Origin of the sequence: Micromonospora sp. NPDC049151, from assembly GCF_040648395.1 — a bacterium.
Taxonomy (GTDB): Bacteria; Actinomycetota; Actinomycetes; order Mycobacteriales; family Micromonosporaceae; genus Micromonospora.
In genome coordinates this window covers 51,738-73,871 of record NZ_JBEZDP010000021.1, presented here as the reverse complement: position 1 = coordinate 73,871, position 22,134 = coordinate 51,738, and the positions used below count along the sequence as shown (strand labels likewise).

General features: G+C 71.4%; 21 protein-coding genes. 16 read left to right on the top strand and 5 right to left on the bottom strand.

What is annotated here, in order from left to right; translation table 11 throughout:
- Window positions 1-9: 9 nt before the first annotated feature.
- The 4 genes from pth (at window position 10) to AB0B20_RS22400 (ending at window position 3,785) form a co-directional block, all read left to right on the top strand.
- Complete coding sequence (gene pth / locus AB0B20_RS22415) at window positions 10-600, top strand: aminoacyl-tRNA hydrolase (protein ID WP_357381416.1); 591 nt, start codon at window positions 10-12, stop codon at window positions 598-600.
- Window positions 601-659: 59 nt separating this feature from the next.
- Window positions 660-1,493: an inositol monophosphatase family protein gene (locus AB0B20_RS22410; RefSeq protein ID WP_357381418.1), complete on the top strand. Its 834-nt coding sequence runs from the start codon at window positions 660-662 to the stop codon at window positions 1,491-1,493.
- A 79-nt stretch (window positions 1,494-1,572) separates the two neighbouring features.
- Entirely contained in the window at window positions 1,573-2,484 is a 912-nt protein-coding gene (cysD, locus tag AB0B20_RS22405; RefSeq protein ID WP_357381420.1) for a sulfate adenylyltransferase subunit CysD, read from the top strand.
- Window positions 2,484-3,785 (top strand): GTP-binding protein, encoded by a 1,302-nt coding sequence (locus AB0B20_RS22400; protein ID WP_013283961.1) that lies wholly within the window; start codon window positions 2,484-2,486, stop codon window positions 3,783-3,785. Before cysD ends, AB0B20_RS22400 begins: the two co-directional genes overlap by 1 nt.
- A 97-nt stretch (window positions 3,786-3,882) precedes the next feature.
- Here AB0B20_RS22400 and galK read toward each other — a convergent pair whose 3' ends face one another.
- Both galK and galE read right to left on the bottom strand, forming a co-directional pair.
- Window positions 3,883-5,037, bottom strand: coding sequence for a galactokinase (gene galK / locus AB0B20_RS22395; RefSeq protein ID WP_357381423.1), 1,155 nt, complete (start codon window positions 5,035-5,037; stop codon window positions 3,883-3,885).
- Window positions 5,034-6,020 carry a UDP-glucose 4-epimerase GalE gene (gene galE / locus AB0B20_RS22390; RefSeq protein WP_357381425.1) on the bottom strand — a complete coding sequence of 329 codons (987 nt, stop codon included), beginning with the start codon at window positions 6,018-6,020 and terminating at the stop codon, window positions 5,034-5,036. Before galE ends, galK begins: the two co-directional genes overlap by 4 nt.
- A gap of 177 nt (window positions 6,021-6,197) precedes the next feature.
- On the opposite strand from galE, the gene AB0B20_RS22385 reads away from it, so the two are divergent.
- The 6 genes from AB0B20_RS22385 to AB0B20_RS22360 all read left to right on the top strand — a co-directional run bounded on the left by AB0B20_RS22385 (window position 6,198) and on the right by AB0B20_RS22360 (window position 10,769).
- A complete protein-coding gene (locus AB0B20_RS22385; RefSeq protein ID WP_357381427.1) occupies window positions 6,198-7,214 on the top strand; it encodes a hemolysin family protein in 1,017 nt (338 codons plus the stop codon).
- A gap of 33 nt (window positions 7,215-7,247) precedes the next feature.
- Window positions 7,248-8,273, top strand: coding sequence for a tryptophan--tRNA ligase (gene trpS / locus AB0B20_RS22380; protein WP_357381429.1), 1,026 nt, complete (start codon window positions 7,248-7,250; stop codon window positions 8,271-8,273).
- Between the two features lie 46 nt (window positions 8,274-8,319).
- Window positions 8,320-8,883, top strand: coding sequence for a 2'-5' RNA ligase family protein (locus AB0B20_RS22375; RefSeq protein ID WP_357473167.1), 564 nt, complete (start codon window positions 8,320-8,322; stop codon window positions 8,881-8,883).
- A 56-nt stretch (window positions 8,884-8,939) separates the two neighbouring features.
- Window positions 8,940-9,881, top strand: a complete 942-nt coding sequence (locus AB0B20_RS22370) for a YhjD/YihY/BrkB family envelope integrity protein (protein WP_357381431.1) — start codon at window positions 8,940-8,942, stop codon at window positions 9,879-9,881.
- Window positions 9,878-10,252 carry a GntR family transcriptional regulator gene (locus AB0B20_RS22365; protein ID WP_174534838.1) on the top strand — a complete coding sequence of 125 codons (375 nt, stop codon included), beginning with the start codon at window positions 9,878-9,880 and terminating at the stop codon, window positions 10,250-10,252. The genes AB0B20_RS22370 and AB0B20_RS22365 overlap by 4 nt, the downstream gene beginning before the upstream one ends.
- A 73-nt stretch (window positions 10,253-10,325) precedes the next feature.
- Complete coding sequence (locus AB0B20_RS22360; RefSeq protein ID WP_043326791.1) at window positions 10,326-10,769, top strand: hypothetical protein; 444 nt, start codon at window positions 10,326-10,328, stop codon at window positions 10,767-10,769.
- A 6-nt stretch (window positions 10,770-10,775) separates the two neighbouring features.
- Here AB0B20_RS22360 and AB0B20_RS22355 read toward each other — a convergent pair whose 3' ends face one another.
- The 3 genes from AB0B20_RS22355 to AB0B20_RS22345 form a co-directional block, all read right to left on the bottom strand.
- On the bottom strand, window positions 10,776-11,138 hold the full coding sequence (locus tag AB0B20_RS22355) for a VOC family protein (protein WP_357473059.1): 363 nt from the start codon (window positions 11,136-11,138) through the stop codon (window positions 10,776-10,778).
- 154 nt (window positions 11,139-11,292) lie between these two features.
- Window positions 11,293-12,936: a glycoside hydrolase family 13 protein gene (locus tag AB0B20_RS22350; protein ID WP_357381439.1), complete on the bottom strand. Its 1,644-nt coding sequence runs from the start codon at window positions 12,934-12,936 to the stop codon at window positions 11,293-11,295.
- A 313-nt stretch (window positions 12,937-13,249) separates the two neighbouring features.
- Entirely contained in the window at window positions 13,250-14,326 is a 1,077-nt protein-coding gene (locus AB0B20_RS22345) for a LacI family DNA-binding transcriptional regulator (RefSeq protein WP_357381441.1), read from the bottom strand.
- Between the two features lie 199 nt (window positions 14,327-14,525).
- On the opposite strand from AB0B20_RS22345, the gene AB0B20_RS22340 reads away from it, so the two are divergent.
- The 6 genes from AB0B20_RS22340 to AB0B20_RS22315 all read left to right on the top strand — a co-directional run bounded on the left by AB0B20_RS22340 (window position 14,526) and on the right by AB0B20_RS22315 (window position 22,130).
- The gene (locus tag AB0B20_RS22340) at window positions 14,526-15,779 is read left to right on the top strand and encodes a maltose ABC transporter substrate-binding protein (RefSeq protein WP_013283972.1); all 1,254 of its coding nucleotides are present in this window, start codon (window positions 14,526-14,528) and stop codon (window positions 15,777-15,779) included.
- Window positions 15,779-17,422, top strand: a complete 1,644-nt coding sequence (locus AB0B20_RS22335; RefSeq protein ID WP_357381444.1) for an ABC transporter permease subunit — start codon at window positions 15,779-15,781, stop codon at window positions 17,420-17,422. Before AB0B20_RS22340 ends, AB0B20_RS22335 begins: the two co-directional genes overlap by 1 nt.
- Window positions 17,419-18,324: a sugar ABC transporter permease gene (locus AB0B20_RS22330; protein WP_357381446.1), complete on the top strand. Its 906-nt coding sequence runs from the start codon at window positions 17,419-17,421 to the stop codon at window positions 18,322-18,324. Before AB0B20_RS22335 ends, AB0B20_RS22330 begins: the two co-directional genes overlap by 4 nt.
- Window positions 18,325-18,466: 142 nt before the next feature.
- Entirely contained in the window at window positions 18,467-20,284 is a 1,818-nt protein-coding gene (locus tag AB0B20_RS22325; RefSeq protein ID WP_357381448.1) for a glycoside hydrolase family 13 protein, read from the top strand.
- Window positions 20,285-20,441: 157 nt separating this feature from the next.
- The gene (locus tag AB0B20_RS22320; protein ID WP_357381450.1) at window positions 20,442-20,783 is read left to right on the top strand and encodes a hypothetical protein; all 342 of its coding nucleotides are present in this window, start codon (window positions 20,442-20,444) and stop codon (window positions 20,781-20,783) included.
- 276 nt (window positions 20,784-21,059) lie between these two features.
- Entirely contained in the window at window positions 21,060-22,130 is a 1,071-nt protein-coding gene (locus AB0B20_RS22315) for a BMP family ABC transporter substrate-binding protein (protein WP_357381794.1), read from the top strand.
- Window positions 22,131-22,134 lie beyond the last annotated feature (4 nt).

Below are 22,134 nucleotides of genomic sequence, written 5' to 3'. Positions count from 1 at the left end.
GGGCGTCGGGTGACGGACGAGGCGGGACCGTGGCTGGTGGTCGGCCTGGGCAACCCCGGCCGGGAGTACGCGAACAACCGGCACAACGTCGGGTTCATGGTGGCCGACCTGCTGGCGGCCCGGGTGGGCGCGAAGTTCGGGCGGCACAAGCGCGCGATGGCCGAGGCCGCCGAGGGGCGGCTGGGGTTCGGCGGCCCGAAGCTGGTGCTGCTCAAGCCGTTGACGTACATGAACCTCTCCGGCGGCCCGGTGGCCGGGCTGGCGCAGTTCCACAAGATCCCGCCGGCGCACGTGATCGCTGTGCACGACGAGCTGGACATCCCGTACGGGCAGGTGCGGGTGAAGTGCGGCGGCGGCGAGGGCGGGCACAACGGCCTGCGCTCGATGTCGAAGTCGCTCGGCACCAAGGACTACGTGCGGGTGCGGTTCGGCATCGGCCGGCCGCCGGGCCGGCAGGACCCGGCTGACTACGTACTCTCGGATTTCTCCCCGCCGGAGCGCAAGGAGCTGGAGTTCCTGGTGGACCGCGCGGCGGACGTGGTCGAGTCGGTGGTTCTCAAGGGCGTGGAGCCGACGCAGAACCTCTACCACGGGGGCTGACCGGCGGCCGGTAGTCTGCGCCTCGGTTGACGGGAGCGAAGGTCGGCGACGGGAGCATCATGGGCAGTCCTCCGATGATCGACGGCGGGTTCGCCCGGTGGCTGGCGTCCCGGGCCGGTCAGGCGCTGACGGAACTGCGCGCGGAGATGGGCTTCGCCGACGCGGGCGCGCTCCGGTCGGCCGGTGACAAGGTGTCGCACGACCTGATCCGGACCGAACTGGCGAAGTGGCGGCCGGCGGACGCGGTGCTGTCGGAGGAGGACGAGGGCTCGCGGCTGGCCCGGACGGCCGAGCTGACCGACGCGGCGCTGTCGCGCCTGAACGCGGACCGCGTCTGGATCGTCGACCCGCTGGACGGCACCCGGGAGTACGCGGAGGAGGGGCGCGCGGACTGGGCGGTGCACGTGGCGCTCTGGTCGCGTAACGCCTCGGCGTCGCACGGCCTGGTGGCGGGCGCGGTGGCGCTGCCGGCGCAGCACCGGGTGCTGGGCACGGACCACCCGCCGGCGTATCCGCCGATGACAGTGGAGGCGGCCACCGGGGGCGGCGCGCGGGTCATCCGGTTGGCGGCCAGCCGTAGCCGTCCGCCGGTTTTCCTGACCGACCTGGCAGAGGACGTCGGCGCTCATCTGGTTCCGATGGGCTCGGCGGGCGCGAAGATCGCCGCCGTGGTCACCGGCGAGGTCGACGCGTACATCCACGCGGGCGGTCAGTACGAGTGGGATTCGGCCGCTCCGGTCGCTGTGGCGACGGCCACCGGTCTGCATGCTTCCCGGATCGACGGTTCTGCGCTGAAATACAACGGGGCCGACCCGCGCCTACCGGATCTGCTGGTCTGCCGCAAGGATCTCGCGAGTCGGTTGCTTGCAGCGTTGCAGCGGCATTCCGGGTAACCTGAGCGTTCTTCCTCACGACTCCGACCTGAAAGGTCTGGAATCCGATGTACGGATCCGAGCGAATCGAGTTCGTGTCATGACGTCCCCCGCCGCGTACCAGGTGTCGCATCTCGACGCGCTCGAGGCGGAGAGCATCTTCGTGATGCGCGAGGTCGTCGCCGAGATGGAACGGCCGGTGCTGCTGTTCTCCGGCGGCAAGGACTCGATCGTGATGCTCCGGTTGGCCCAGAAGGCGTTCGCGCCCGCCAACATTCCCTTCCCGGTGATGCACGTGGACACCGGGCACAACTTCCCCGAGGTGCTCGACTACCGCGACCAGCGGGTGGCCGAGCTGGGCCTGCAGCTCATCGTGGCGAGCGTGCCGGAGGCGCTGAACAAGGGCCTGGTCCGCGAGTCCGCCGACGGCATGCGCAACCGGATCCAGACGCCGGTGCTGCTGGAAGCGGTGGAGAAGCACCGCTTCGACGCGCTGTTCGGCGGCGCCCGGCGCGACGAGGAGAAGGCGCGGGCCAAGGAGCGGGTGTTCAGCTTCCGCGACGAGTTCGGCCAGTGGGACCCGAAGAACCAGCGTCCGGAGCTGTGGGCGCTCTACAACGGCCGGCACCACCCGGGCGAGTCGATCCGGGTGTTCCCCCTGTCGAACTGGACCGAGCTGGACGTCTGGCACTACATCGCGCGGGAGCGGATCCCGCTGCCGTCGATCTACTACTCGCACGAGCGCGAGGTGATCGAGCGCGACGGCATGCTCTACGCGGTGAACGAGTTCTTCCGGGCCCGCGCCGGTGAGCAGCCGTTCAAGGCCCAGGTGCGGTACCGGACCGTGGGTGACGCCTCCTGCACCGCGGCGGTCCGCTCGGACGCCGACACGGTGGAGAAGGTGATCGAGGAGGTGGCCGCCACGCGGATCACCGAGCGCGGCGCGACCCGCGGTGACGACCGGGTCAGCGAGGCCGCCATGGAGGACCGCAAGCGAGAGGGCTACTTCTGATGAGCGTCGAGACCCTGGCCCCGGCCGAGAGCGAGACCGCGCGGCCGATGGACCTGCTGCGGTTCGCCACCGCGGGCAGCGTCGACGACGGCAAGTCGACGCTGATCGGCCGTCTGCTCTACGACACCAAGTCGCTGTTCAGCGACCAGCTCGCCGCCGTCGAGGCGGTCAGCGCGGCCCGGGGCGACGAGTACACGAACCTGGCGCTGCTCACCGACGGCCTGCGTGCCGAGCGGGAGCAGGGCATCACGATCGACGTGGCGTACCGCTACTTCGCCACGCCGCGCCGGAAGTTCATCATCGCCGACACCCCGGGGCACATCCAGTACACCCGGAACATGGTCACCGGCGCCTCCACCGCCGACCTGGCGCTGATCCTGGTGGACGCGCGCAAGGGCCTGGTGGAGCAGTCCCGCCGGCACGCGTTCCTCTGCTCGCTGCTGCGGGTGCCGCACCTGGTCCTGTGCGTCAACAAGATGGACCTGGTGGACTGGTCGCAGGAGGTCTACGAGCGGATCGCGGACGAGTTCACCGCGTTCGCCGCGAAGCTCGACGTGCCGGACCTGACTGTGGTGCCGGTCTCCGCGCTGCAGGGCGACAACATCGTCACCCGGTCGGAGAACATGCCGTGGTACGAGGGCCCGTCGCTGCTGCACCACCTGGAGCGGGTGCACATCGCCTCGGACCGCAACCTGGTCGACGTGCGGTTCCCGGTGCAGTACGTGATCCGGCCGCAGTCCACCACCGTCACCGACTACCGGGGGTACGCCGGTCAGGTGGCCTCGGGCGTGCTCAAGCCGGGCGACGAGGTGATGGTGCTGCCGTCGGGCTTCACCAGCCGGATCGCGGCGGTGGAGACCGCCGACGGCCCGGTGGACGAGGCGTTCCCGCCGATGTCGGTGACGGTCCGGCTGACCGACGAGCTGGACATCTCCCGCGGCGACATGATCTGCCGGCCGAACAACGCCCCGATGGCCGTGCAGGACATCGAGGCGATGATCTGCTGGATGGACGAGACGCGGCCGTTGCAGGTCGGCGGCAAGTACGCGATCAAGCACACGACCCGCTCGGCGCGGGCGATCGTGCGCGGGCTGCACTACCGGCTGGACATCAACTCGCTGCACCGCGACGAGACCGCCGGTGAGCTGAAGCTCAACGAGATCGGCCGGGTCCGGCTGCGGACCACTGTTCCGCTGCTGGCCGACGAGTACCGGCGTAACCGCACCACCGGCGGCTTCGTGATCATCGACGAGTCGACGAACCGTACGGTCGGCGCCGGCATGATCGTCGAGGCCGGCTGACCCTGGGTTGTAAGGAAGGGCCCCTTGTTAACAGTGCGCTGTTAACAAGGGGCCCTTCCTCTACCGCAGGCGTTAATAAGGGGCCCTTCCTTACACCTCACCCGAGGCGGGTGACGCCGCCGGCCGGGAGGACGGTCAGCGTGCCGGGGGCGGTGAAGCCGCGCTCGGCGTACGCCTCGGTGACGGCGGCGGCCACCGCTTCGGCGGCGCCGGCGTCGACCAGGGCGAGCACGCAACCGCCGAAGCCGCCGCCGGTCATCCGCGCGCCGTACGCCCCGGCGGACAGCGCCGCCTCGACCGCTGTGTCGACCTCCGGCACGGTGATCTCGAAGTCGTCGCGCATGGAGACGTGCGAGGCGGTCAGCAGCGGGCCGGTGTCGCGGACCCGGCCGGCGCGCAGCAGCGCGACCGTGTCGAGCACCCGCTGGTTCTCGGTCACCACGTGCCGGACCCGGCGGCGGGTCTCGTCGTCGTCGAGGCGGGCCAGGGCGGCGTCGAGGCCGGCCACGTCGACGTCGCGCAGCGCGGTCACCCCGAGCGTCTCGGCGGCCCGCTCGCAGCTGCGGCGCCGCGCGGCGTACTCGCCGTCGGCGTGCCGGTGCGGCGCCCGGCTGTCGATCACCAGCACGGCCAGCCCGGCGTCGTCCAGGTCGAACGGGATCTGCTCGATCTCCTCGGTGCGGCAGTCGAGGAACAGCGCGTGCCCGGCCCGGCCGCGGATCACGGCGGACTGGTCCATGATCCCGGTGGGCGCGCCGACGTAGTCGTTCTCGGCCCGCTGGGCGAGCCGGGGCCACCGCTCGGCCGGCAGGTCGAGGTCGCCGAGGTCGACAAGGGCGGCCAGCACCGCCGACTCGATCGCGGCCGAAGAGGAGAGCCCGGAGCCGACCGGCACGTCGGAGGCGACGGCGAGCCGCGCGCCCGGCACGTCGTGGCCGTCGGCGCGCAGCGCCCACACCACCCCGGCCACGTAGGCGGCCCACCCGTCGACCCGGCCGGGCTCGTCGGCCTCCGCCGCGTCGAACTCGACCGGCCGCTCGTCCAGCTCCGACCAGACGGTCCAGCGGCCGTCGGGGGCGGGCGCGGCGGCGACGACGGTACGCAGCGGCAGCGCGAAGGGCAGCACGAAGCCGTCGTTGTAGTCGGTGTGCTCGCCGATCAGGTTGACCCGCCCGGGAGCCGCCCAGCGGCCCGCCGGTTCGGCGCCGTACCGCTGCCGGAAGCCGGCCGTGGCGCGGTCGGCGACGTTCATGAGGGCTGCCCCGCGACGTGTGCCCGGTAGAACTCCCAGGCGTCGCCGACCATGTCGTGCAGGGTCGGCTTGGCCGGCGTCCAGCCCAGCTCGTCGCGGGCGAGCGACGAGGACGCGACCAGCTCGGCCGGGTCGCCCTCGCGGCGGGGAGCCACCTCGACCGGCACCGGGTGCCCGGTGACCTCGCGGACCACGTCGACCACCTGCCGGTTGGTGAAGCCGTTGCCGTTGCCCAGGTTGTAGATCCGGTGCCGGCCCGGGGTGGCCGCGTCCAGCGCGAGCAGGTGGGCGCGGGCCAGGTCCTCGACGTGGATGTAGTCGCGGACGCAGGTGCCGTCGACTGTGGGGTAGTCGTCGCCGAAGAGCTGGAGCTTCTCCCGCCGCCCGGCGGCCACGTCGAGCGCGATCGGGATGAGGTGCGTCTCCGGGTCGTGCCGTTCGCCGATGGCCAGCCCGTCGCGCAGGTACGCCCCGGCGACGTTGAAGTAGCGCAGTGAGACGGCGGCCAGGTCGTGCGCGATCGCCTCGGAGGTGAGCGCCATGTCGACGGCCAGCTTGGTCGCGCCGTAGGTGCTGGTGGGGGCCTTGACGGCGGTCTCCGGGATGGGCAGCTCGGTGGGGTTGCCGTAGACGGCGGCGGTGGAGGAGAAGACCATCCGGGGCACCCGGGCGGCGCGGACCGCGTCGATGAGCGCGATCGAGCCGACCGTGTTGTTGTGCCAGTACAGCTCGGGGCGGATCATCGACTCGCCGGCGGCGATCAGGGCGGCGAAGTGCAGCACGCCGTCGAACCCGGCGTCGGGGGTGAGCACCTGGGCGGCCTCGTGCACCGGCAGGTCGACGTGGGTGGCGTCGGGGGCGAGGGCCTCCCGGTGACCGGTGCGCAGGTCGTCCAGCACGGTCACCCGGTGTCCGTGGTCGAGCAGCATCCGGGTCACCACGCTGCCGATGTAGCCGGCGCCGCCGGTGACGAGCAGTTTCACGTCGGTCCTCCTGCCTGGGCCGCGTCCCGCGGCGGCCGTCCCGCGCTCACCCTACGGCCGGGGGCGGGGTCGCGGCTGTCATGTTGAGCGCGCCTCCATTCCATCATAATCCTTCACGATTGAACAGATTCGAACATTCGGCCACCCGTACGGTGGCCGCTGTCTACCATCCATCTCATGCGGGAGGGTGGTGGTCCCGGGCCCCGGCGGCGACCGTCGGGGCGGCCCCGACGCGAACCCGGCCCGCTGGCCCGTACCGTGGCGCGTCTCGTGGTGCGCGGCGCCGACGGCGCGACCCGCCTGGTGACCGCCCTGCTCGGGGCCAGCCCCACCGCCGGGCGGGAGCGGATCAGCGAGGCCGAACTGCGTGACCTGGTCGCGGCCAACACGCTGCTCGACCCGGACGAACGGCGGATCATCGACGAGGTGCTGGTGGCCGGCGCCCGCCTCGTCCGCGAGGTGATGGTGCCCCGCACCGAGGTGGTCTTCCTCAGCGCGGCGCTGCCGCTGGCGCAGGCGCAGCGGCTGGTCCGGACCGACCCGCACACCCGCTACCCGGTGGTCGACGGCACCCACGACGACGTGGTCGGCCTGGTGCGCCTGCACGACGTGCTGCTGCGGCCGGAACCGGACCGGTCGCTGCTCGTCGGCGACCTGATCCGGGAGGTCAAGCGCCTGCCGGACAGCAAACGCGTGCTCGCGGCGCTCACCGAGATGCGCCGGGAGGGCCACCACTTGGCCGTTGTCGTCGACGAGTACGGCGGCACCGCCGGCATCGTCACCTGCGAGGACCTCGTGGAGGAGTTGGTCGGGGAGATCCGGGACGACGAGCACGGCCCGCTCGAACCGGAGCCCGCCGGCCTGCCCGCGGTCGTCGACGGCCGGCTCAACCTGGCCGACTTCGTCGAGCGCACCGGGGTGCCGCTGCCCGCCGGGCCCTACGAGACGGTGGGCGGGTACGTGATGGCCGCCCTGGGCCGGCTGCCGGTAGCCGGCGACGAGGTGCCGGTGGCTGTCGACCCGGCCACCGGATCGGTGGTCGCCGATCCGGCGGGCTGGCTGCTGCGCGTGCTCACCCTCGACGGCCGGCGGGTGTCCCGCCTGGCGGTCTCCGCCGCGCGGCTGCCCGAGCCCCGCCGCGAGCTCAACGGCCCGCTTCCGTCCGTACCCGCCCGATCCACCGGCCCGTCATGACGGACGCCGGGGCTTGCTGACAGAATTGCCGCCATGTCCGACGTACCCGCCCGCCCGCGCGTCTTCTCCGGCATCCAGCCGACGGCCGACTCGTTCCACCTCGGCAACTACCTGGGCGCGCTGCGGCACTGGGTCGCGTTGCAGGACAGCCACGACGCCTACTACTGCGTGGTCGACCTGCACGCGATCACCGCCGGGCACGACCCGTTGGTGCTCAAGCGCCGCAGCCGGGTGGCCGCCGCGCAGTTGTTCGCGCTCGGCCTCGACCCGGAACGCAGCACGCTGTTCGTGCAGTCGCAGGTGCCCGAGCACTCGCAACTGGCCTGGGTGCTGGGCTGCATCACCGGGTTCGGCGAGGCCGGCCGGATGACCCAGTTCAAGGACAAGTCGCAGAAGCAGGGCAGCGAGCGGGCCAGCGTCGGCCTGTTCACGTACCCGATCCTCCAGGCCGCCGACATCCTGCTCTACCAGGCGAACGCGGTGCCGGTCGGCGAGGACCAGCGGCAGCACCTGGAACTCTCCCGCGACCTGGCGCAGCGGTTCAACTCGCTGTTCGGCAGCACCTTCACGGTGCCCGCCCCGCACATCGTGAAGGACACCGCAAAGATCACCGACCTGCAGGACCCGACGGCCAAGATGTCGAAGTCGTCGTCCTCCCCGGCCGGCATCATCGACCTGCTGGAGGATCCGGCCCGCTCGGCCAAGAAGATCCGCTCGGCGGTCACCGACACCGGCCGTGAGATCGTCTTCGACGCCGAGGGCAAGCCGGGGATCACCAACCTGCTCACCATCTACTCCGCGCTGTCCGGCCGCTCCATCGACGACCTGGTCGCCGCGTACGACGGCAAGGGCTACGGCGACCTGAAGAAGGACCTCGCCGAGGTGGTGCGGGAGTTCGTCACGCCGATCCAGGAACGCACGAACGCCTACCTGAACGACCCGGCCCAGCTCGACAAGCTGCTGGCGCGGGGCGCGGAGAAGGCCCGGTCGGTGGCCGCCGGGACGCTGCGGGACGCGTACGAGCGGGTCGGTTTCTTCCCGCCGGTGCGGTTCGAGTAACGGCCCGGAGGGGCGGAGACGGGTGACGCAGCCGGTGGCCGGAGGGATGGCACGCGACGTGGCGGGCAGTGACACGGCGCCGGGCGGCGCGGACACGATCCAGATCGGGATCGCTGTCGACGTCCCCGAGCCCTGGGGCGGGATGCTCACCCGCCGCCGGGTCGAGGCCGGCGATCCACTCGCCGTACCCGCGCACGTCACCCTCCTCGGGCCCACCGAGATCCCGGTACGCGCGCTGCCCGCCGTCGAGGAGCACCTGGCCGGGGTCGCCGCCACGCACCTGCCGTTCACGCTGCACCTGCGCGGCACCGGCACGTTCCGCCCGGTCACCCAGGTGGTCTTCGTGGCGGTGGCGGCCGGGATCAGCGAGTGCGAACTGCTCGCCGCCGCCATCAACTCGGCCCCCGAACTGCGGCGCGAGCTGCGCTTCCCGTACCACCCGCACGTCACGGTGGCGCAGGACGTGCCGGCCGAGGTGCTCGACAAGGCGTACGAGGACCTGGCCGACTTCTCCGCGTTGTTCCAGGTGGAGGCGTTCACGCTGTTCTCGCACAGCGGCGCGACCCGGTGGCAGCCCCGCCGCGACTTCCGGCTCGGCGGCCGGAGCTGAACATCCGACCGGCCGGGGCCCCTCCACCACGGGCGGAGATCGGCGAGGATGACGGGGTGAACGTCTTCGGCCGGATCGAGGCGGCGGTGGGGCGCCGCATCGACGCGGCCCGGGGCCGGTCGTCGGCCTTCGACCACGTCTGGCGGGCCGGGACGCTCTACGCCGACCTGCTCGCCGGGCGGCTCGCCGCCGCCATCGCGTACTACGGCTTCTTCGCCGTGTTCGCGCTCGCGCTCGTCGCTTACTGGGTCTTCGGCGCGGTGCTGCGGGACAACGAGGAGGTCAGCCGCGGCGCGGCGCACTTCCTGGAGGAGAACCTGCCGTTTCTCGACCCGGCCCAGATCGCCGAGAGCAGCGGCACGGTGGGCGTGGTCGGCCTGGTCATCCTGGTCTTCACCGGCATCGGCTGGGTGGAGGCGATCCGCTCCTCGCAGCGGCTGATGTACGGCTTCAACCAGCAGCCCGGCAACCTGGTGGTGCGCCGCCTCGTCGACCTGGGCGTGCTGGTCGCGGTCTTCGTGCTGCTGTTCGTCTCGGTCGCCGCGGTGGACGCGCTGGAGTCGCTGCTGCGCTTCCTGCTGCGCAGCACCGGCTCGGTGGGCCTGACCACGATCAGCGCGGTGCTGAGCGTGCTCGTCAACGCCGTGCTCGCCGCCGCGCTGCTGCTCGCCGTGCCCCGGCTGCGGATGAGCCGCCGCCGGCTGCGCCCGGCGATCCTGACCATCGCCGTCGGGATCACCCTGCTGAACACAGTGGGGCGCTACTACGTGGTACGCACCGAACGGAACCCCGCGTACACCGTGGTCGCCACCGCAGTGGGCCTGCTGCTCTACCTCTACCTGCTCAACCAGCTGGTGCTCTTCGGCGCGGCGCTCGCCGCCACCAGCCCGTACGGCCGGGTGGTGGACCTGGCCGAGGGCGGTGCCCGGGAGGTGGACGTGGAGGCGGACGTGCTCGACGAGGAGACCGAACCGGGCACGCCGGGAGGGGCGGGATGAGCGCACGGATCCGGATCGACGCCGAGTCGGCGGTGCCGCCGTACGAGCAGGTGCGGGCGCAGTTCGCGGCGCGGATCGGCGACGGGCGGCTGCCGGTGGGCACCCGGCTGCCGGCGGTGCGGCAGCTCGCGGCGGACCTGGGGCTGGCGGTGAACACGGTGGCCCGGGCCTACCGGGAGCTGGAGGCCGCCGGGCTGGTCCAGACGCGCGGCCGGCACGGCACGGTGGTCGCGCCGGGGCGGGACGACGCCGTCGACCGGTTGCAGCAGGCCGCCGCCGGGTACGCCGCCGAGGCGCGCCGCCTGGGCGTCCCGCCGGAGCGGGCGGTCGCCCTGGTCCGTGCGGCGCTGGACGCCGGTACACGTGGCTGAGCGTGGTCCCCTGAGCGGGGAGTCTCCGCCGATGCGTTCCCCGGGGCGGATCCCGGCCGACGATGATGGGCCGGTGGGCGCACTCGTGACACTCGACCTGCCGGACGACTCGCCGATGCTCGGCCTGCCGTGGATCATCACGTTCGGTCCGCTCGGCGCCGACGACGAGTGGGAGCCGGTGGTCTGCGGCCCGTACGAGCGGGCGCACGCGCTGGCGCTGGCCGAGGCGGTGGTGGCCGAGGAGCAGCTGATGGCGGTGGTGGAGCCGCTGCTGCCCGCGCTCACGCCGGAGGAGATCCGGGGCGAGATCGCCGCCGCGCAGATCGCCGCCGAGGACGAGGCGGCCGAGATCGACCAGGCCGACCTGTACGGCGACTTCGAGGACGTCATCGACGAGGAACTGGAACGGGCCGCCGAGCGCGAGCCGGAGCCCGAGCCGGCGAAGGCACCCGACCGGGAGGAGATCCGGGCCGGGTTCGCCCGGATCGCCGCGCTGCTCACCGCCAAGGGCGGCTGAGGACGCTCAGCGCGGCGGCCCGTCGAGCACGCAGAACTCGTTGTCCTCCGGGTCGACGAGCACCACGAACCCCTCCGCGCCGGTCTGCCCGACGTCGGCGAGCCGGGCGCCGAGCCCGATCAGTCGCTTGACCTCCGCCGTCTGCCCCTCGTCGGCGACCAGGTCCAGGTGGAGCCGGTTCTTGCCGCGTTTCGGGGTGCCGCTGCCCTGCAACCAGACGGTCGGGCCGGGCCGGCCGGGCGGCGGGTAGAGCTTCGCGTTGCCGTCGTCGCCCTGGGAGACGGTGTAGCCGAGGGCGGCCGACCAGAACCGGGCCATCAGGTCCAGGTCGCTGACGTCGAGGGTGTACTGCGCGACGTGTGCGGTCATCCCCCGGTGGTACCCCGGGCCCTCGGGACGGACACCGGCCCCCCGGGAGCGGACTCCCGAGGGGCCGGGGCCACCTCACCCCCCCACCACAAGGGGTCGGCAGCCCAGCCGCCCGTCGGCGCGGGGCACAACGGACGGCCAGGTCGATGGCGGGTTACCCGGCTGGACGCCGTTCGAACCACGCGGCCGCGTCCACCGGCAGGACGTGCCCGTCGCCCCGCTCGGTGAGCTCGGCGCTCGCGACCAGCGGGCGGCCGTGGCCGCTCACCGTCACGTCGGCGCCGCTGATGTTGACCACACAGGTCACCTCGGCGTCCCCGGCGGCGCGGCGGAACGCCAGTACGCCGGGCTCGGTCTCCAGCCAGGTGATCCCGTCCAGGCCGGCCAGCGCCGGGTGCTCGTGCCGGGTGCGCAGCGCGGTCCGGTACAGCTCCAGCGTCGAGCCGGGCACCCCGGTCTGGGCGGCCACCGACAGCGACCGCCAGGTCGCCGGCGCCGGCAGCCAGCTCAGCTCGCTGCCGTCGGGCCCGAAGCCGTACGGGGGCAGGTCGCCGCCCCACGGGATGGGTACCCGGCAGCCGTCCCGGCTCTCCCCGGTACGCCGGAACGCCGGGTCCTGCCGCAGCTCGTCGGGGAGGTCCAGCACCTCCGGCAGGCCCAGCTCCTCGCCCTGGTAGACGTACGCGCAGCCGGGCAGCGCGAACATCAGCAGCGCGGCGGCGCGGGCACGGCGCAGGCCGACCTCGCCGTCGCCGTACCGGGTGACGTGCCGCTGCCGGTCGTGGTTGGAGAGCACCCAGGTGGTGGGCGCGCCGACGATCGTCGCCTCGGCCAGCGCGGTGTCGATCACCTTGCGGAACGAGTCGGCCGACCAGGTGGCGTCGAGGAAGTCGAAGCTGAACGCCTGGTGCAGCTCGTCCGGGCCGATGTAGCGGGCCAGCCGCTGCGGGGTCTCGGCCCACGCCTCGGCGACTGCCATCCGGCCGCCCGGGTAGCTGTCCAGGATCGGGCGCCAGTCGCGGTAGATGTCGTGCACCTCGTCCTGGTCGAAGTACGGCAGCCGGCCCTTGCCCAGCAGCTCGGACTGGCGCTGGCCGGTGGTCATCGAGTTGAAGCCGACGTCCGGCAGGCCCTCGGCCTTGATCATCCCGTGGGCCACGTCGATCCGGAAGCCGTCCACGCCCCGGTCCAGCCAGAAGCGGAGCACGTCCTCGAACTCGGCCCGCACCTCCGGGTGGCGCCAGTTCAGGTCCGGCTGCGCCGGGTCGAACAGGTGCAGGTACCACTGGCCGTCGACCACGCGCGTCCAGGCCGGGCCGCCGAAGATGCTCTCCCAGTCGTTCGGCGGCAGCTCGCCCTGCTCGCCCTTGCCGTCGGCGAACAGGTAGCGCTCGCGCTCCGGCGAACCCGGTCCGGCGGCGAGCGCGGCGGTGAACCACGGATGCGCGCTCGAGGTGTGGTTCGGCACCATGTCGACGATGATCCGCAGACCGAGCGCGTGGGCGTCGGCGATCATCTCGTCGAAGTCGGTCAGGTTGCCGAACAGCGGGTCGACGTCGCGGTAGTCGGCCACGTCGTAGCCGGCGTCGACCTGCGGCGAGGTGTAGAACGGCGTCAGCCAGAGCGCGTCCACGCCGAGGTCGCGCAGGTACGGCAGGCGCTGCCGGATGCCCTGGAGATCACCCACACCGTCGGAGTTCGCGTCAGCGAAGCTGCGGACGTACACCTGGTAGACGACAGCGGACCGCCACCAGTCGTCGTCGGCGGTGCGTGGGGTGGTGCTGGGGGCGGAGGTCATCGCTGTCGATCCCGTTCTGTGGCGGCTTCTGGTGCGGCGCAGGGTGTCAGAGCAGAATGCCGCCACGGCCCTGCAAGAGTCAAGCATTCCTTGCGCAAGAAATGACGGCCATCACCCACGGGCTGGCGCCACCGCCCGCCGCCCCGTCTCCCGCATCCCGAGACGCCCCACCTCTCGCGCCCCGCTCTCGGCTCTCCCGCTCCGAGGGGGTGATCAAGGGGTTTGTGTCCGGGATGGAGATCGACTCGGCCGCGAACTCCTTGATCAACCGCAGGAGGGGGTGCGGCGGCGGGGAGGGGAGAGGAGAGGGGTGTCAGGCGGGGATGGGGAGGGAGGGGGAAGGGGTGGCGGGGCGCTGGCGGGCCGGCGGGCTCGCGGGCTTGGCCACCGCTGTCGAGCCGCGCACCACCAGCTCGGGGCGGAACAGGTATTCGGAGTTGGGGGAGGGGTGACCGTTGATCTCGTCGACCAGGGCGCGGACCGCGGCGACCGCCATGGCGGCGACCGGCTGGCGCACCGTGGTCAGCGGCGGGTCGGTGAAGGCCATGAGCGGGGAGTCGTCGTACCCGACCACGGAGATGTCGCCGGGCACCGACAGCCCGCGCTGGCGGGCGGCCCGGATCGCGCCGAGCGCCATCAGGTCCGAGCCGCAGACGAGTCCGGTCACGCCACGCTCGATGAGCCGGCCGGCGGCGGCCTCGCCACCCTCGACGCCGAACAGCGACAGCTCGGTCAGCTCGGACAGCTCGTCGGAGGTGATGTCGGTCAGGCGCCCCATCGCGGCCTTGTAGCCGGCGACCTTGCGCTGCACCGGCACGAACCGGTCCGGGCCGGTGATCAGGCCGATCCGGCGGTGCCCGAGCGCGACCAGGTGGGCGACCGCCAGTTCGGCGGACTCCCTGTCGTCGCAGGAGACGAACGGCGCGGGGATCCCCGGCGCGTACCCGTTGATCATGACGATCGGCAGCGGCCGGGCCAGCAGCGTGCGGTAGCGGTCGTGGTCCGCCGCGGTGTCGGCGTGCAGGCCGGAGACGAAGACGATGCCGGAGACCTGCCGGTCCAGCAGCATCTCCACGTACTCGTCCTCGCGGACGCCGCCCGGCGTCTGCGTGCAGAGCACCGGTGTGTAGCCGGTGGGGGCGAGCGCGGACTCGATGATCTGGGCGAACGCCGGGAAGATCGGGTTGTCCAGCTCCGGCACGACCAGGCCGACAAGTCCGGCGCTGCGCTTGCGCAGCCGGGCCGGTCGCTCGTAGCCGAGCACATCGAGGGCGGTCAGGACGGCCTGCCGGGTCTCGGGGGCCACACCGGGGCGGTCGTTGAGCACCCGCGACACCGTGGCCTCGCTGACTTCAGCCTGTTGGGCGATGTCGGATAGTCGAGCGCGCATGTGCGGCACTTTAGCCCAACGGCAAAGTCTTGCGTACACTTCTGCAAGCCCTTCCATTCTCTGCAACCTCTTGCTAACGTCCCCGCAACATGCGAGAGCAGCGGCGCAGCATCTCGGCGCCGGTCAGCAAGAAATTTCAGAGGTTTCCACTGGCGGGCCGCCCTTCCCCCGGCGGGCCGCCATGACGACAGGAGTACCGATGCGCATCCGTACCGCGGGTGTGGTCGCCGTCCTCGGCCTGGCGCTCGCCGCCTCCGGCTGTGGTGACAGCGGCAGCGACGACAAGCCGGCCGCCGGCGAGTCCGCCAAGGCGACCGGCGGCAAGCTGGTGATCTGGGCCGACGACAAGCGCACGGCCGCGCTCAAGCCGTTCGCCGAGGAGTTCGGCAAGGAGAACGGCGTGACCGTCGAGGTCCAGGCCGTCTCCAAGGACCTGCAGACCAACTTCGTCACCGCCTCGCAGCAGGGCAGCGGCCCGGACGTCGTGGTCGGCGCGCACGACTGGATCGGCAACCTGGTCCAGAACGGCGCCATCGACCCGGTGCAGCTCCCGGCCGAGCAGAAGTCCGGCTTCAACGAGACCGCGATCAAGGCGGTCACGTTCAACGGCCAGCTCTACGGCGTGCCCTACGCCACCGAGAACGTCGCGCTGATCCGTAACACCGAGCTGGCCCCCGAGGCGCCGAAGACGATCGAGGACCTGGTCGCCGCCGGCAAGAAGCTCAAGGCCGAGAAGAAGGCCAGCGAGATCCTGTGCCTGCAGTCCGGCCAGAACGGCGACGCGTACCACATCTACCCGCTCTACACCTCGGGCGGCGGCTACCTGTTCGGCACCGCGGCGAACGGCGACTACGACCCGAAGGACCTGGGCGTGGGCAAGCCGGAGTCGATCGCTGCCTTCCAGAAGATCGCCAAGCTGGGTGAGAAGGGCGAGGGTGCGCTGAAGCGCTCCATCACCGGCGAGAACTCCATCGCCACCTTCACCGGCAAGAAGTGCGCGTTCCTGGTCTCCGGCCCGTGGGCCGTGGCCGACGCCAAGAAGGCCAACATCTCCTACGACATCTCCCCGGTCCCCGGCTTCGCCGGTGGCAAGGAGGCCCAGCCGTTCGTGGGCGTCCAGGCGTTCTACGTGGCCGCCAAGGGCAAGAACAAGGCCCTGGCCCAGGAGTTCGTCACCAACTACGTGACCAAGCCCGAGCTGGCCGTCGCGCTGTACAAGGCCGAGCCGCGCCCGCCGGCGCTGACCGCCGCCTTCGACCAGGTCAAGGGCGAGGACCCGGACCTGGCCAAGTTCTCCGAGGCCGGCAAGAACGGCCAGGTGCTCCCGGCGATCCCGGCCATGGCCGCGATCTGGGACCCGTTCGGCAAGGCGGAGGCCGCCATCATCGGCGGCGCCGACCCGGCCAAGACGATCACGGCCGCCGGCAAGACCATCCAGGGTCAGATCAAGTAATGAGCGCGCCGCTGTCCGGCCCGGGGTCTGCACCGCAGGCCCCGGGCCGGGAGCCCGTACGCCGTGGGCTCCCGCGCACGTCCCGTACCGCGCGGCAACACGCGCCGATCACCGCGACCGGCCTCGTCGTCAAGGTGATCCTGCTCGGCCTGGTGGCCGGGATCGCGATCTGGGCGGCCTTCCCGCTCATCGAGGCCGAGCACTGGATCGCGCTGGGCGTCCTGGCGGTCACCACCGCCGGCCTGTTCTACCTCTACCTGAGCCGCCGGCACATCCCGGCCAAGTACCTGGTCCCCGGCACCCTCTTCCTGATCGCCTTCCAGGTCTTCCCGGTGCTCTACACCGCGAGCACCGCGTTCACGAACTTCGGCGACGGCCACCGGGGCAGCAAGGACGACGCGATCGTCGCCGTGCAGACCTCCTCGGTGAAGCAGGTGCCCGGCTCGACCGAGTACAACCTCACCGTCGCCACCACCGGCGACCCGGCGACCGGTGACCTGGTGTTCCTGCTCGGCGACCCGAAGACCAAGGAGGTCTTCGCCGGCGACGCGGGCGGGCTGCGCAAGCTCGACGCCGCCGACGTCGAGGTGAGCAGCCTCAGCGGCAAGATCACCGCCGCGGACGGCTACACCCTGCTGAACATCGGACAGGCCAGCGCCCGCAGCGAGGCGGTCACCGCGCTCGTCGTGCCCACCGACGAGGGCGCCATCCGCTCCAACGGCCTGACCCGGGCGTACGAGGGCAAGGCCATCCGGGCGTACGACGCCGGATGCGACTGCGTCAAGGACAGCGAGACCGGCAAGACGTGGACCGCGGACGAGAGGTCCGGCTCCTTCGTCGCCGCCGACGGTGAGCGCCTCGCCCAGGGCTGGAAGGTCGACGTCGGGCTGAAGAACTTCAGCGCCGTGCTCACCGACCCGAACATCTCCGGCCCGTTCTTCGGCACGCTGGCCTGGAACTTCGCGTTCGCGATCGGCTCCACCGGGCTGACCTTCCTGCTCGGCATGGCCATCGCGCTCGCGCTGCACTCACCCCGGATGCGCGGCACCAACCTCTACCGGATGGTGCTGATCCTGCCGTACGCCATGCCGTCGTTCGCCATGCTGTTGATCTGGCGGGACATGTTCAACACGGACTTCGGCCTGCTCAACAACCTGTTCGGGCTGAACGTCGACTGGTTCGGCGGCAACTGGTCCGCCCGGATCGCCGTGCTGCTGGTGCAGTTGTGGCTCGGCTACCCGTACATGTTCCTGGTGGCCACCGGCGCGTTGCAGGCCATCCCCCGGGAGCTGACCGAGGCGACCTCGGTCGACGGCGCGTCGCCCTGGCAGTCGTTCCGGGCGGTCACCCTGCCGCTGCTGCTGGTGGCGCTGTCGCCGCTGCTGATCGCGTCGTTCGCGTACAACTTCAACAACGTCAACGCGATCCTGTTCACCACCGAGGGCGGCCCGTTCGCGCCGGACAACCCGACGAACGGCGCCACCGACCTGCTGATCACCTACACGTACCGGCTCGCGTTCGGCGCGCAGGGCGCCGAGTTCGGCCTGGCCGCCACCGTCTCGATCTTCATCTTCGCGATCGTGGCGACGGTGTCGGCGATCAGCTTCCGGCGGACCCGCAAGCAGGAGGAGGTGTACTCGTGACCACCATCGCGGAGACGCCCACACCCACTGGCACCCGCACGCCGGCCCGCCGCTCGCGCAGCCGCTGGTTCGCCCAGGTGGGCTGGCGGCACCTGGTCGGAGTGGTGGCTGTGGCGTTCAGCCTCTTCCCGATCCTGTTCGTGATCTCGGCGGCGTTCAACCCGCTCGGCACGCTCTCCTCCACCGAGCTGCTGCCGACCGGGGCGTCGCTGGAGAACTTCACCAACCTGTTCGACAACACCGCGTTCGGCCACTGGTTCCTCAACTCGCTGCTGCTCGCGGGCGTGGCCAGCTTCGCGTCGATCTTCCTGTCGTCGCTCGCGGCGTACGCGTTCTCCCGGATGCGTTTCGCCGGGCGCCGGGTCGGCCTGCTGGCACTGCTGCTGATCCAGATGTTCCCGCAGTTCCTGGCGATCGTGGCGATCTTCTTGATCTTCACCACGCTCACCGACCTCTACCCGGCGATCGGGTTCAACACCCCGTGGGGCCTGTTCCTGCTCTACATGGGTGGCGCGCTGGGTGCGAACACCTGGCTGATGAAGGGCTTCTTCGACACGCTGCCGAAGGAGCTGGACGAGTCGGCCACCATGGACGGCGCGTCGCACGTGCAGGTCTTCTTCCGGATCATGCTGCCGCTGGTGGCGCCGATCCTGGCGGTGACCGGCCTGCTCGCGTTCATCGGGTCGATCAACGAGTTCATCATCGCCAACGTGTTCCTCACCGAACCCGAGTCGAAGACCCTCGCGGTCGGCATGTTCGGCCTGGTCGCGGGCGAGCGCAACAACAACTTCGGGATGTTCGCGGCGGGCACGCTGCTCACCGCGATCCCCACGGTGCTGGTGTTCCAGCTGCTCCAGCGCTACATCGTCTCCGGGCTTACCTCCGGAGCGGTAAAGGGCTGAGCCTCCTCGGCTCACGCTGCGGCAAGGGCGTCGTGTCGGCGTACACCGGAGCGGTTCTCGGGCGGACCGCCGCGGTCGGGTGAAACCGGCCGCGGCGGGTGCCCGCCCCTCTCCCTGTCGGTACGACGCGAAAGGCAGCACCATGTCCCTTCAGCCGCACCACGACGGTTCCGCCACCTACGTCCCGGAGCAGGAGCCCGCGCTCGGGCAGACGGTGCCGGTCCTCGTCCGGGTCCCGGCCGGCACCGGCGTCTCCCAGGTGCACGTGCGCACCACAGGCGACGGCGAACCGCGCTTCGCCGAGGCACGGATCGACCGCACCGACGGCGGCGACGTGTGGTGGCGGGCCGACGTCGAGGTCCGCAACCCGGTCAGCAACTACCGCTTCCTGCTCGACGGCGAACGCGGCACCCGCTGGCTGAACGCCGCCGGCCTGGCCGGGCACGACGTGCCCGACAACGGCGACTTCAAGCTGGTCAGCTACGCTCCGCCGCCGGCCTGGGCCCGCGACGCGGTGATCTACCAGATCTTCCCGGACCGGTTCGCCCGCTCGGCCGCCGCCGACGGCCGGACCGTGCCGGACTGGGCCATCGGATGCGACTGGGACACCCCTGTCATCGGACGCGGCCCGGAGACGCCCCGGCAGTTCTACGGCGGCGACCTCGACGGGATCACCGAGCGCCTGGACCACCTGGACCGGCTCGGCGTCAACACCGTCTACCTCACGCCGGTCTTCCCGGCCCGTTCCAACCACAGGTACGACGCGTCGAGCTTCGACACCGTCGACCCGCTGCTCGGCGGCGACGCGGCGCTGGCCCGGCTCGCCGACGCGGTGCGCGCCCGGGGCTGGCGGCTGCTCGGCGACATCACCAGCAACCACACCGGCGACGCCCACGACTGGTTCACCGCAGCCGTCTCCGACGTGCACGCGCCGGAACGCGACCTGTACTACTTCGACCTGGCCGGCGGCGACTACGAGTCGTGGAACGGGGTGAAGTCGCTTCCCAAGCTCAACTGGGGCAGCGCGGAGCTGCGCCGACGGTTCGCCACCGCCGAGGACTCGCTGCTGCGCCGCTGGCTGCGCCCGCCGTACGGGCTGGACGGCTGGCGTGTCGACGTGGCGAACATGACCGGCCGGCGCGGCGCGGACGCGTACACCCACGAGGTGGCGCGGCTGCTGCGCGAAGTGGTCGCCGAAACCCGGCCGGACGGCCTGCTGCTGGCCGAGCACGGCCACGACCACACCGGTGACCTGGACCGCGACGGCTGGCACGGGACGATGAACTACGCCGGCTTCACCGACCCGGTCTGGTCCTGGCTGCGACACGGCGACGACCCGGTGCCGAACTTCCTCGGCACCCCGGGCGGGGTCCGGCGGCGCGACGCGGACGCGGTGCTCGCCACCATGAACACCTACCGGTCGCTGGTGTCGTGGCGGTCGTACACGCACTCGTGGCAGCTGCTCGGCTCGCACGACTCGGCCCGGATCCGCACTGTGGTCGGCGACGCGGCCCGGCAGGAGGTGGCGGCCGGACTGCTCGCCACGATGCCCGGCACGCCTGTGGTCTTCGCCGGGGACGAGCTGGGCCTGACCGGTACGAACGGGGAGGGCTCGCGTACCCCGATGCCGTGGCACCGGCCCCAGAGCTGGGACCGGCGCACGTTCGACGCGTACCGGTCGTTGCTGACGCTGCGCCGCGACGAGCCGGCGCTGCGGCACGGCGGCCTGCGGTGGGTGCACACGGACGCGGACACGCTCGTCTTCCTGCGCGAGGCGCCCGGGTCGACGGTGCTGGTGCTGGCGAGACGCGCCCCCGGCACCCCGGTCCGCCTGGCCGGCCTGCCCGCCGCCGAGAACGTCTACGGCGACGCCCCCGCCCTCCACCCCGACGCCGAGGGCGCGGTGACCCTCCCCGCCGACGGCCCCACCTTCCAGGTCTGGCGCCTGCACCAGCCCTGACCTCTCGCGATCTTGCGGTTGCGGCCCTTGCGGCGCGGCTTTCGTCCCGTTGTGTCGGGGCGGTAACCGCAAGATCGCGGGGGAGGTGGTCACGGTATGACGGCAGCTCGGCCGGGTCATTACTACAAAGCGTCGTTGATGAGGGAGGATGGGGCGCGTGGAAGCTCTTCGACTGATTCTTCTCTACGTCCATCTGATCGGTTTCGCGCTGTTGCTCGGCGGTGGGATCGCCCAGTACGTCAGCGGCCGGCTGCGCATCAACGCGGCCATGCTCTGGGGCGCGATCATCCAGGTCCTCACCGGCATCGGGCTGTCCGCCCCGCTGCGTGACGGCGACGAGCCGGCGCCGGCAAAACTTGTTACCAAGTTGGTGCTCGCGCTGGTCATCTTCGTCATGGTCTTCTTCTCCCGGAAGCGGGAGACCGTCAACCGTGGCCACTTCCTCGCGATCGTCGGGTTGACGCTGGTCAACGCCGCCGTCGCAGTGTTCTGGCGTTAGTCCGCCAGGCGTCGGGGAAGCTCGGGAAAACGGACGTTCGCGACACCACCGCGCACGCCCGCCGGCCGGATAAGTGACCTGCCCCACGCAAGGGTTACACCGGGGTAACGGACGCTCAACAGTCGTGCACGATTGTCGGCCGGTGGGTGGGCGCGGGCGTACGCTCCCGTCCGTAACGTGGGACGCCGGCCGCACATCGCAGGTCGGCGAAGGGCTGCGCACCGTGCACGACGCGGTGTGCAAGGGGAAGGAGACGTCTTGCGCTCTGTGCGTGGGATGCGGATTGCCTCCGTCATTGCGGCGGGTGGACTCGTGCTGGGCGCTGCCGCGTGTGGTGAGGCTCCGGACGACGACAACAACGCCGGTGGCGACGGCGGCAAGAAGTTCAGCGCCTGCATGGTGACTGACGTCGGCGGCGTCGACGACAAGTCCTTCAACGCCTCGGCCTGGAAGGGCCTGCAGGAGGCGCAGAAGGAGAACGACAAGATCGACATCAAGTACGTCCAGTCGAAGGCCGAGGCGGACTACGAGGTCAACCTGACCGGGTTCGTCAACCAGAAGTGCGACTTCATCCTGGCCGTCGGTGGCCTGATGTCGGACGCCACCAAGGCGGCGGCGGAGAAGAACCCGAACCAGCAGTTCGCCATCGTCGACGCCAACCCGGGTGTGACGAACGTCTTCCCGATGCAGTTCGACACCGCGCAGGCCGCGTTCCAGGCCGGCTACCTGGCCGCCGGGATGAGCAAGACCGGCAAGGTCGGCACCTACGGTGGCCTGCCGATCCCGCCGGTCACCATCTTCATGGACGGCTTCGCCGACGGCGTGGCGTACTACAACAAGGCCAAGAGCAAGAACGTCCAGGTTCTCGGCTGGGACAAGGCCGCCCAGAAGGGCTCCTTCGCCAACTCGTTCGAGAAGCAGGACGAGGGCAAGAAGGTCTCCGACGCGCTCGTCGCGCAGGGTGCCGACATCGTCATGCCGGTCGCCGGCGGCGCCGGTCTGGGCACCACCTCCGCGGCCAAGGCCTCGGGCGGCAAGTACTCGACCGTCTGGGTGGACATCGACGGCTGCGAGAGCACCCCGGACTGCTCGGCGATCCTGACCACCGTCGTCAAGAACATCCCGGACGCCGTCAAGGAGGCCGCGCTGAAGGCCGCCGGCGGCGAGAAGCTCCAGGCCACCCCGGGCTTCGTCGGCACGCTCGCCAACAACGGCGTCTCGATCGCGCCGTACCACGACTTCGACAGCAAGGTCCCGGCGGACCTGAAGGCCGAGGTCGACAAGATCAAGACGGACATCGCGGCCGGCACCATCACCGTCACCTCGAAGGCCCAGCCGACCAAGTGACAGT

What these genes read in the sequence shown, in the direction of transcription:
- AB0B20_RS22315 (WP_357381794.1), top strand. Translation starts at nt 21,060, where the DNA reads ATGCGGATTGCCTCCGTCATTGCGGCGGGTGGACTCGTGCTGGGCGCT.
- AB0B20_RS22365 (WP_174534838.1), top strand. Translation starts at nt 9,878, where the DNA reads ATGAGCGCACGGATCCGGATCGACGCCGAGTCGGCGGTGCCGCCGTAC.
- AB0B20_RS22410 (WP_357381418.1), top strand. Translation starts at nt 660, where the DNA reads ATGGGCAGTCCTCCGATGATCGACGGCGGGTTCGCCCGGTGGCTGGCG.
- galK (WP_357381423.1), bottom strand. Translation starts at nt 5,037, where the DNA reads ATGAACGTCGCCGACCGCGCCACGGCCGGCTTCCGGCAGCGGTACGGC.
- AB0B20_RS22350 (WP_357381439.1), bottom strand. Translation starts at nt 12,936, where the DNA reads ATGACCTCCGCCCCCAGCACCACCCCACGCACCGCCGACGACGACTGG.
- AB0B20_RS22345 (WP_357381441.1), bottom strand. Translation starts at nt 14,326, where the DNA reads ATGCGCGCTCGACTATCCGACATCGCCCAACAGGCTGAAGTCAGCGAG.
- AB0B20_RS22400 (WP_013283961.1), top strand. Translation starts at nt 2,484, where the DNA reads ATGAGCGTCGAGACCCTGGCCCCGGCCGAGAGCGAGACCGCGCGGCCG.
- AB0B20_RS22340 (WP_013283972.1), top strand. Translation starts at nt 14,526, where the DNA reads ATGCGCATCCGTACCGCGGGTGTGGTCGCCGTCCTCGGCCTGGCGCTC.
- AB0B20_RS22335 (WP_357381444.1), top strand. Translation starts at nt 15,779, where the DNA reads ATGAGCGCGCCGCTGTCCGGCCCGGGGTCTGCACCGCAGGCCCCGGGC.
- AB0B20_RS22325 (WP_357381448.1), top strand. Translation starts at nt 18,467, where the DNA reads ATGTCCCTTCAGCCGCACCACGACGGTTCCGCCACCTACGTCCCGGAG.
- cysD (WP_357381420.1), top strand. Translation starts at nt 1,573, where the DNA reads ATGACGTCCCCCGCCGCGTACCAGGTGTCGCATCTCGACGCGCTCGAG.
- AB0B20_RS22375 (WP_357473167.1), top strand. Translation starts at nt 8,320, where the DNA reads ATGGCACGCGACGTGGCGGGCAGTGACACGGCGCCGGGCGGCGCGGAC.
- trpS (WP_357381429.1), top strand. Translation starts at nt 7,248, where the DNA reads ATGTCCGACGTACCCGCCCGCCCGCGCGTCTTCTCCGGCATCCAGCCG.
- AB0B20_RS22355 (WP_357473059.1), bottom strand. Translation starts at nt 11,138, where the DNA reads ATGACCGCACACGTCGCGCAGTACACCCTCGACGTCAGCGACCTGGAC.
- AB0B20_RS22385 (WP_357381427.1), top strand. Translation starts at nt 6,198, where the DNA reads ATGCGGGAGGGTGGTGGTCCCGGGCCCCGGCGGCGACCGTCGGGGCGG.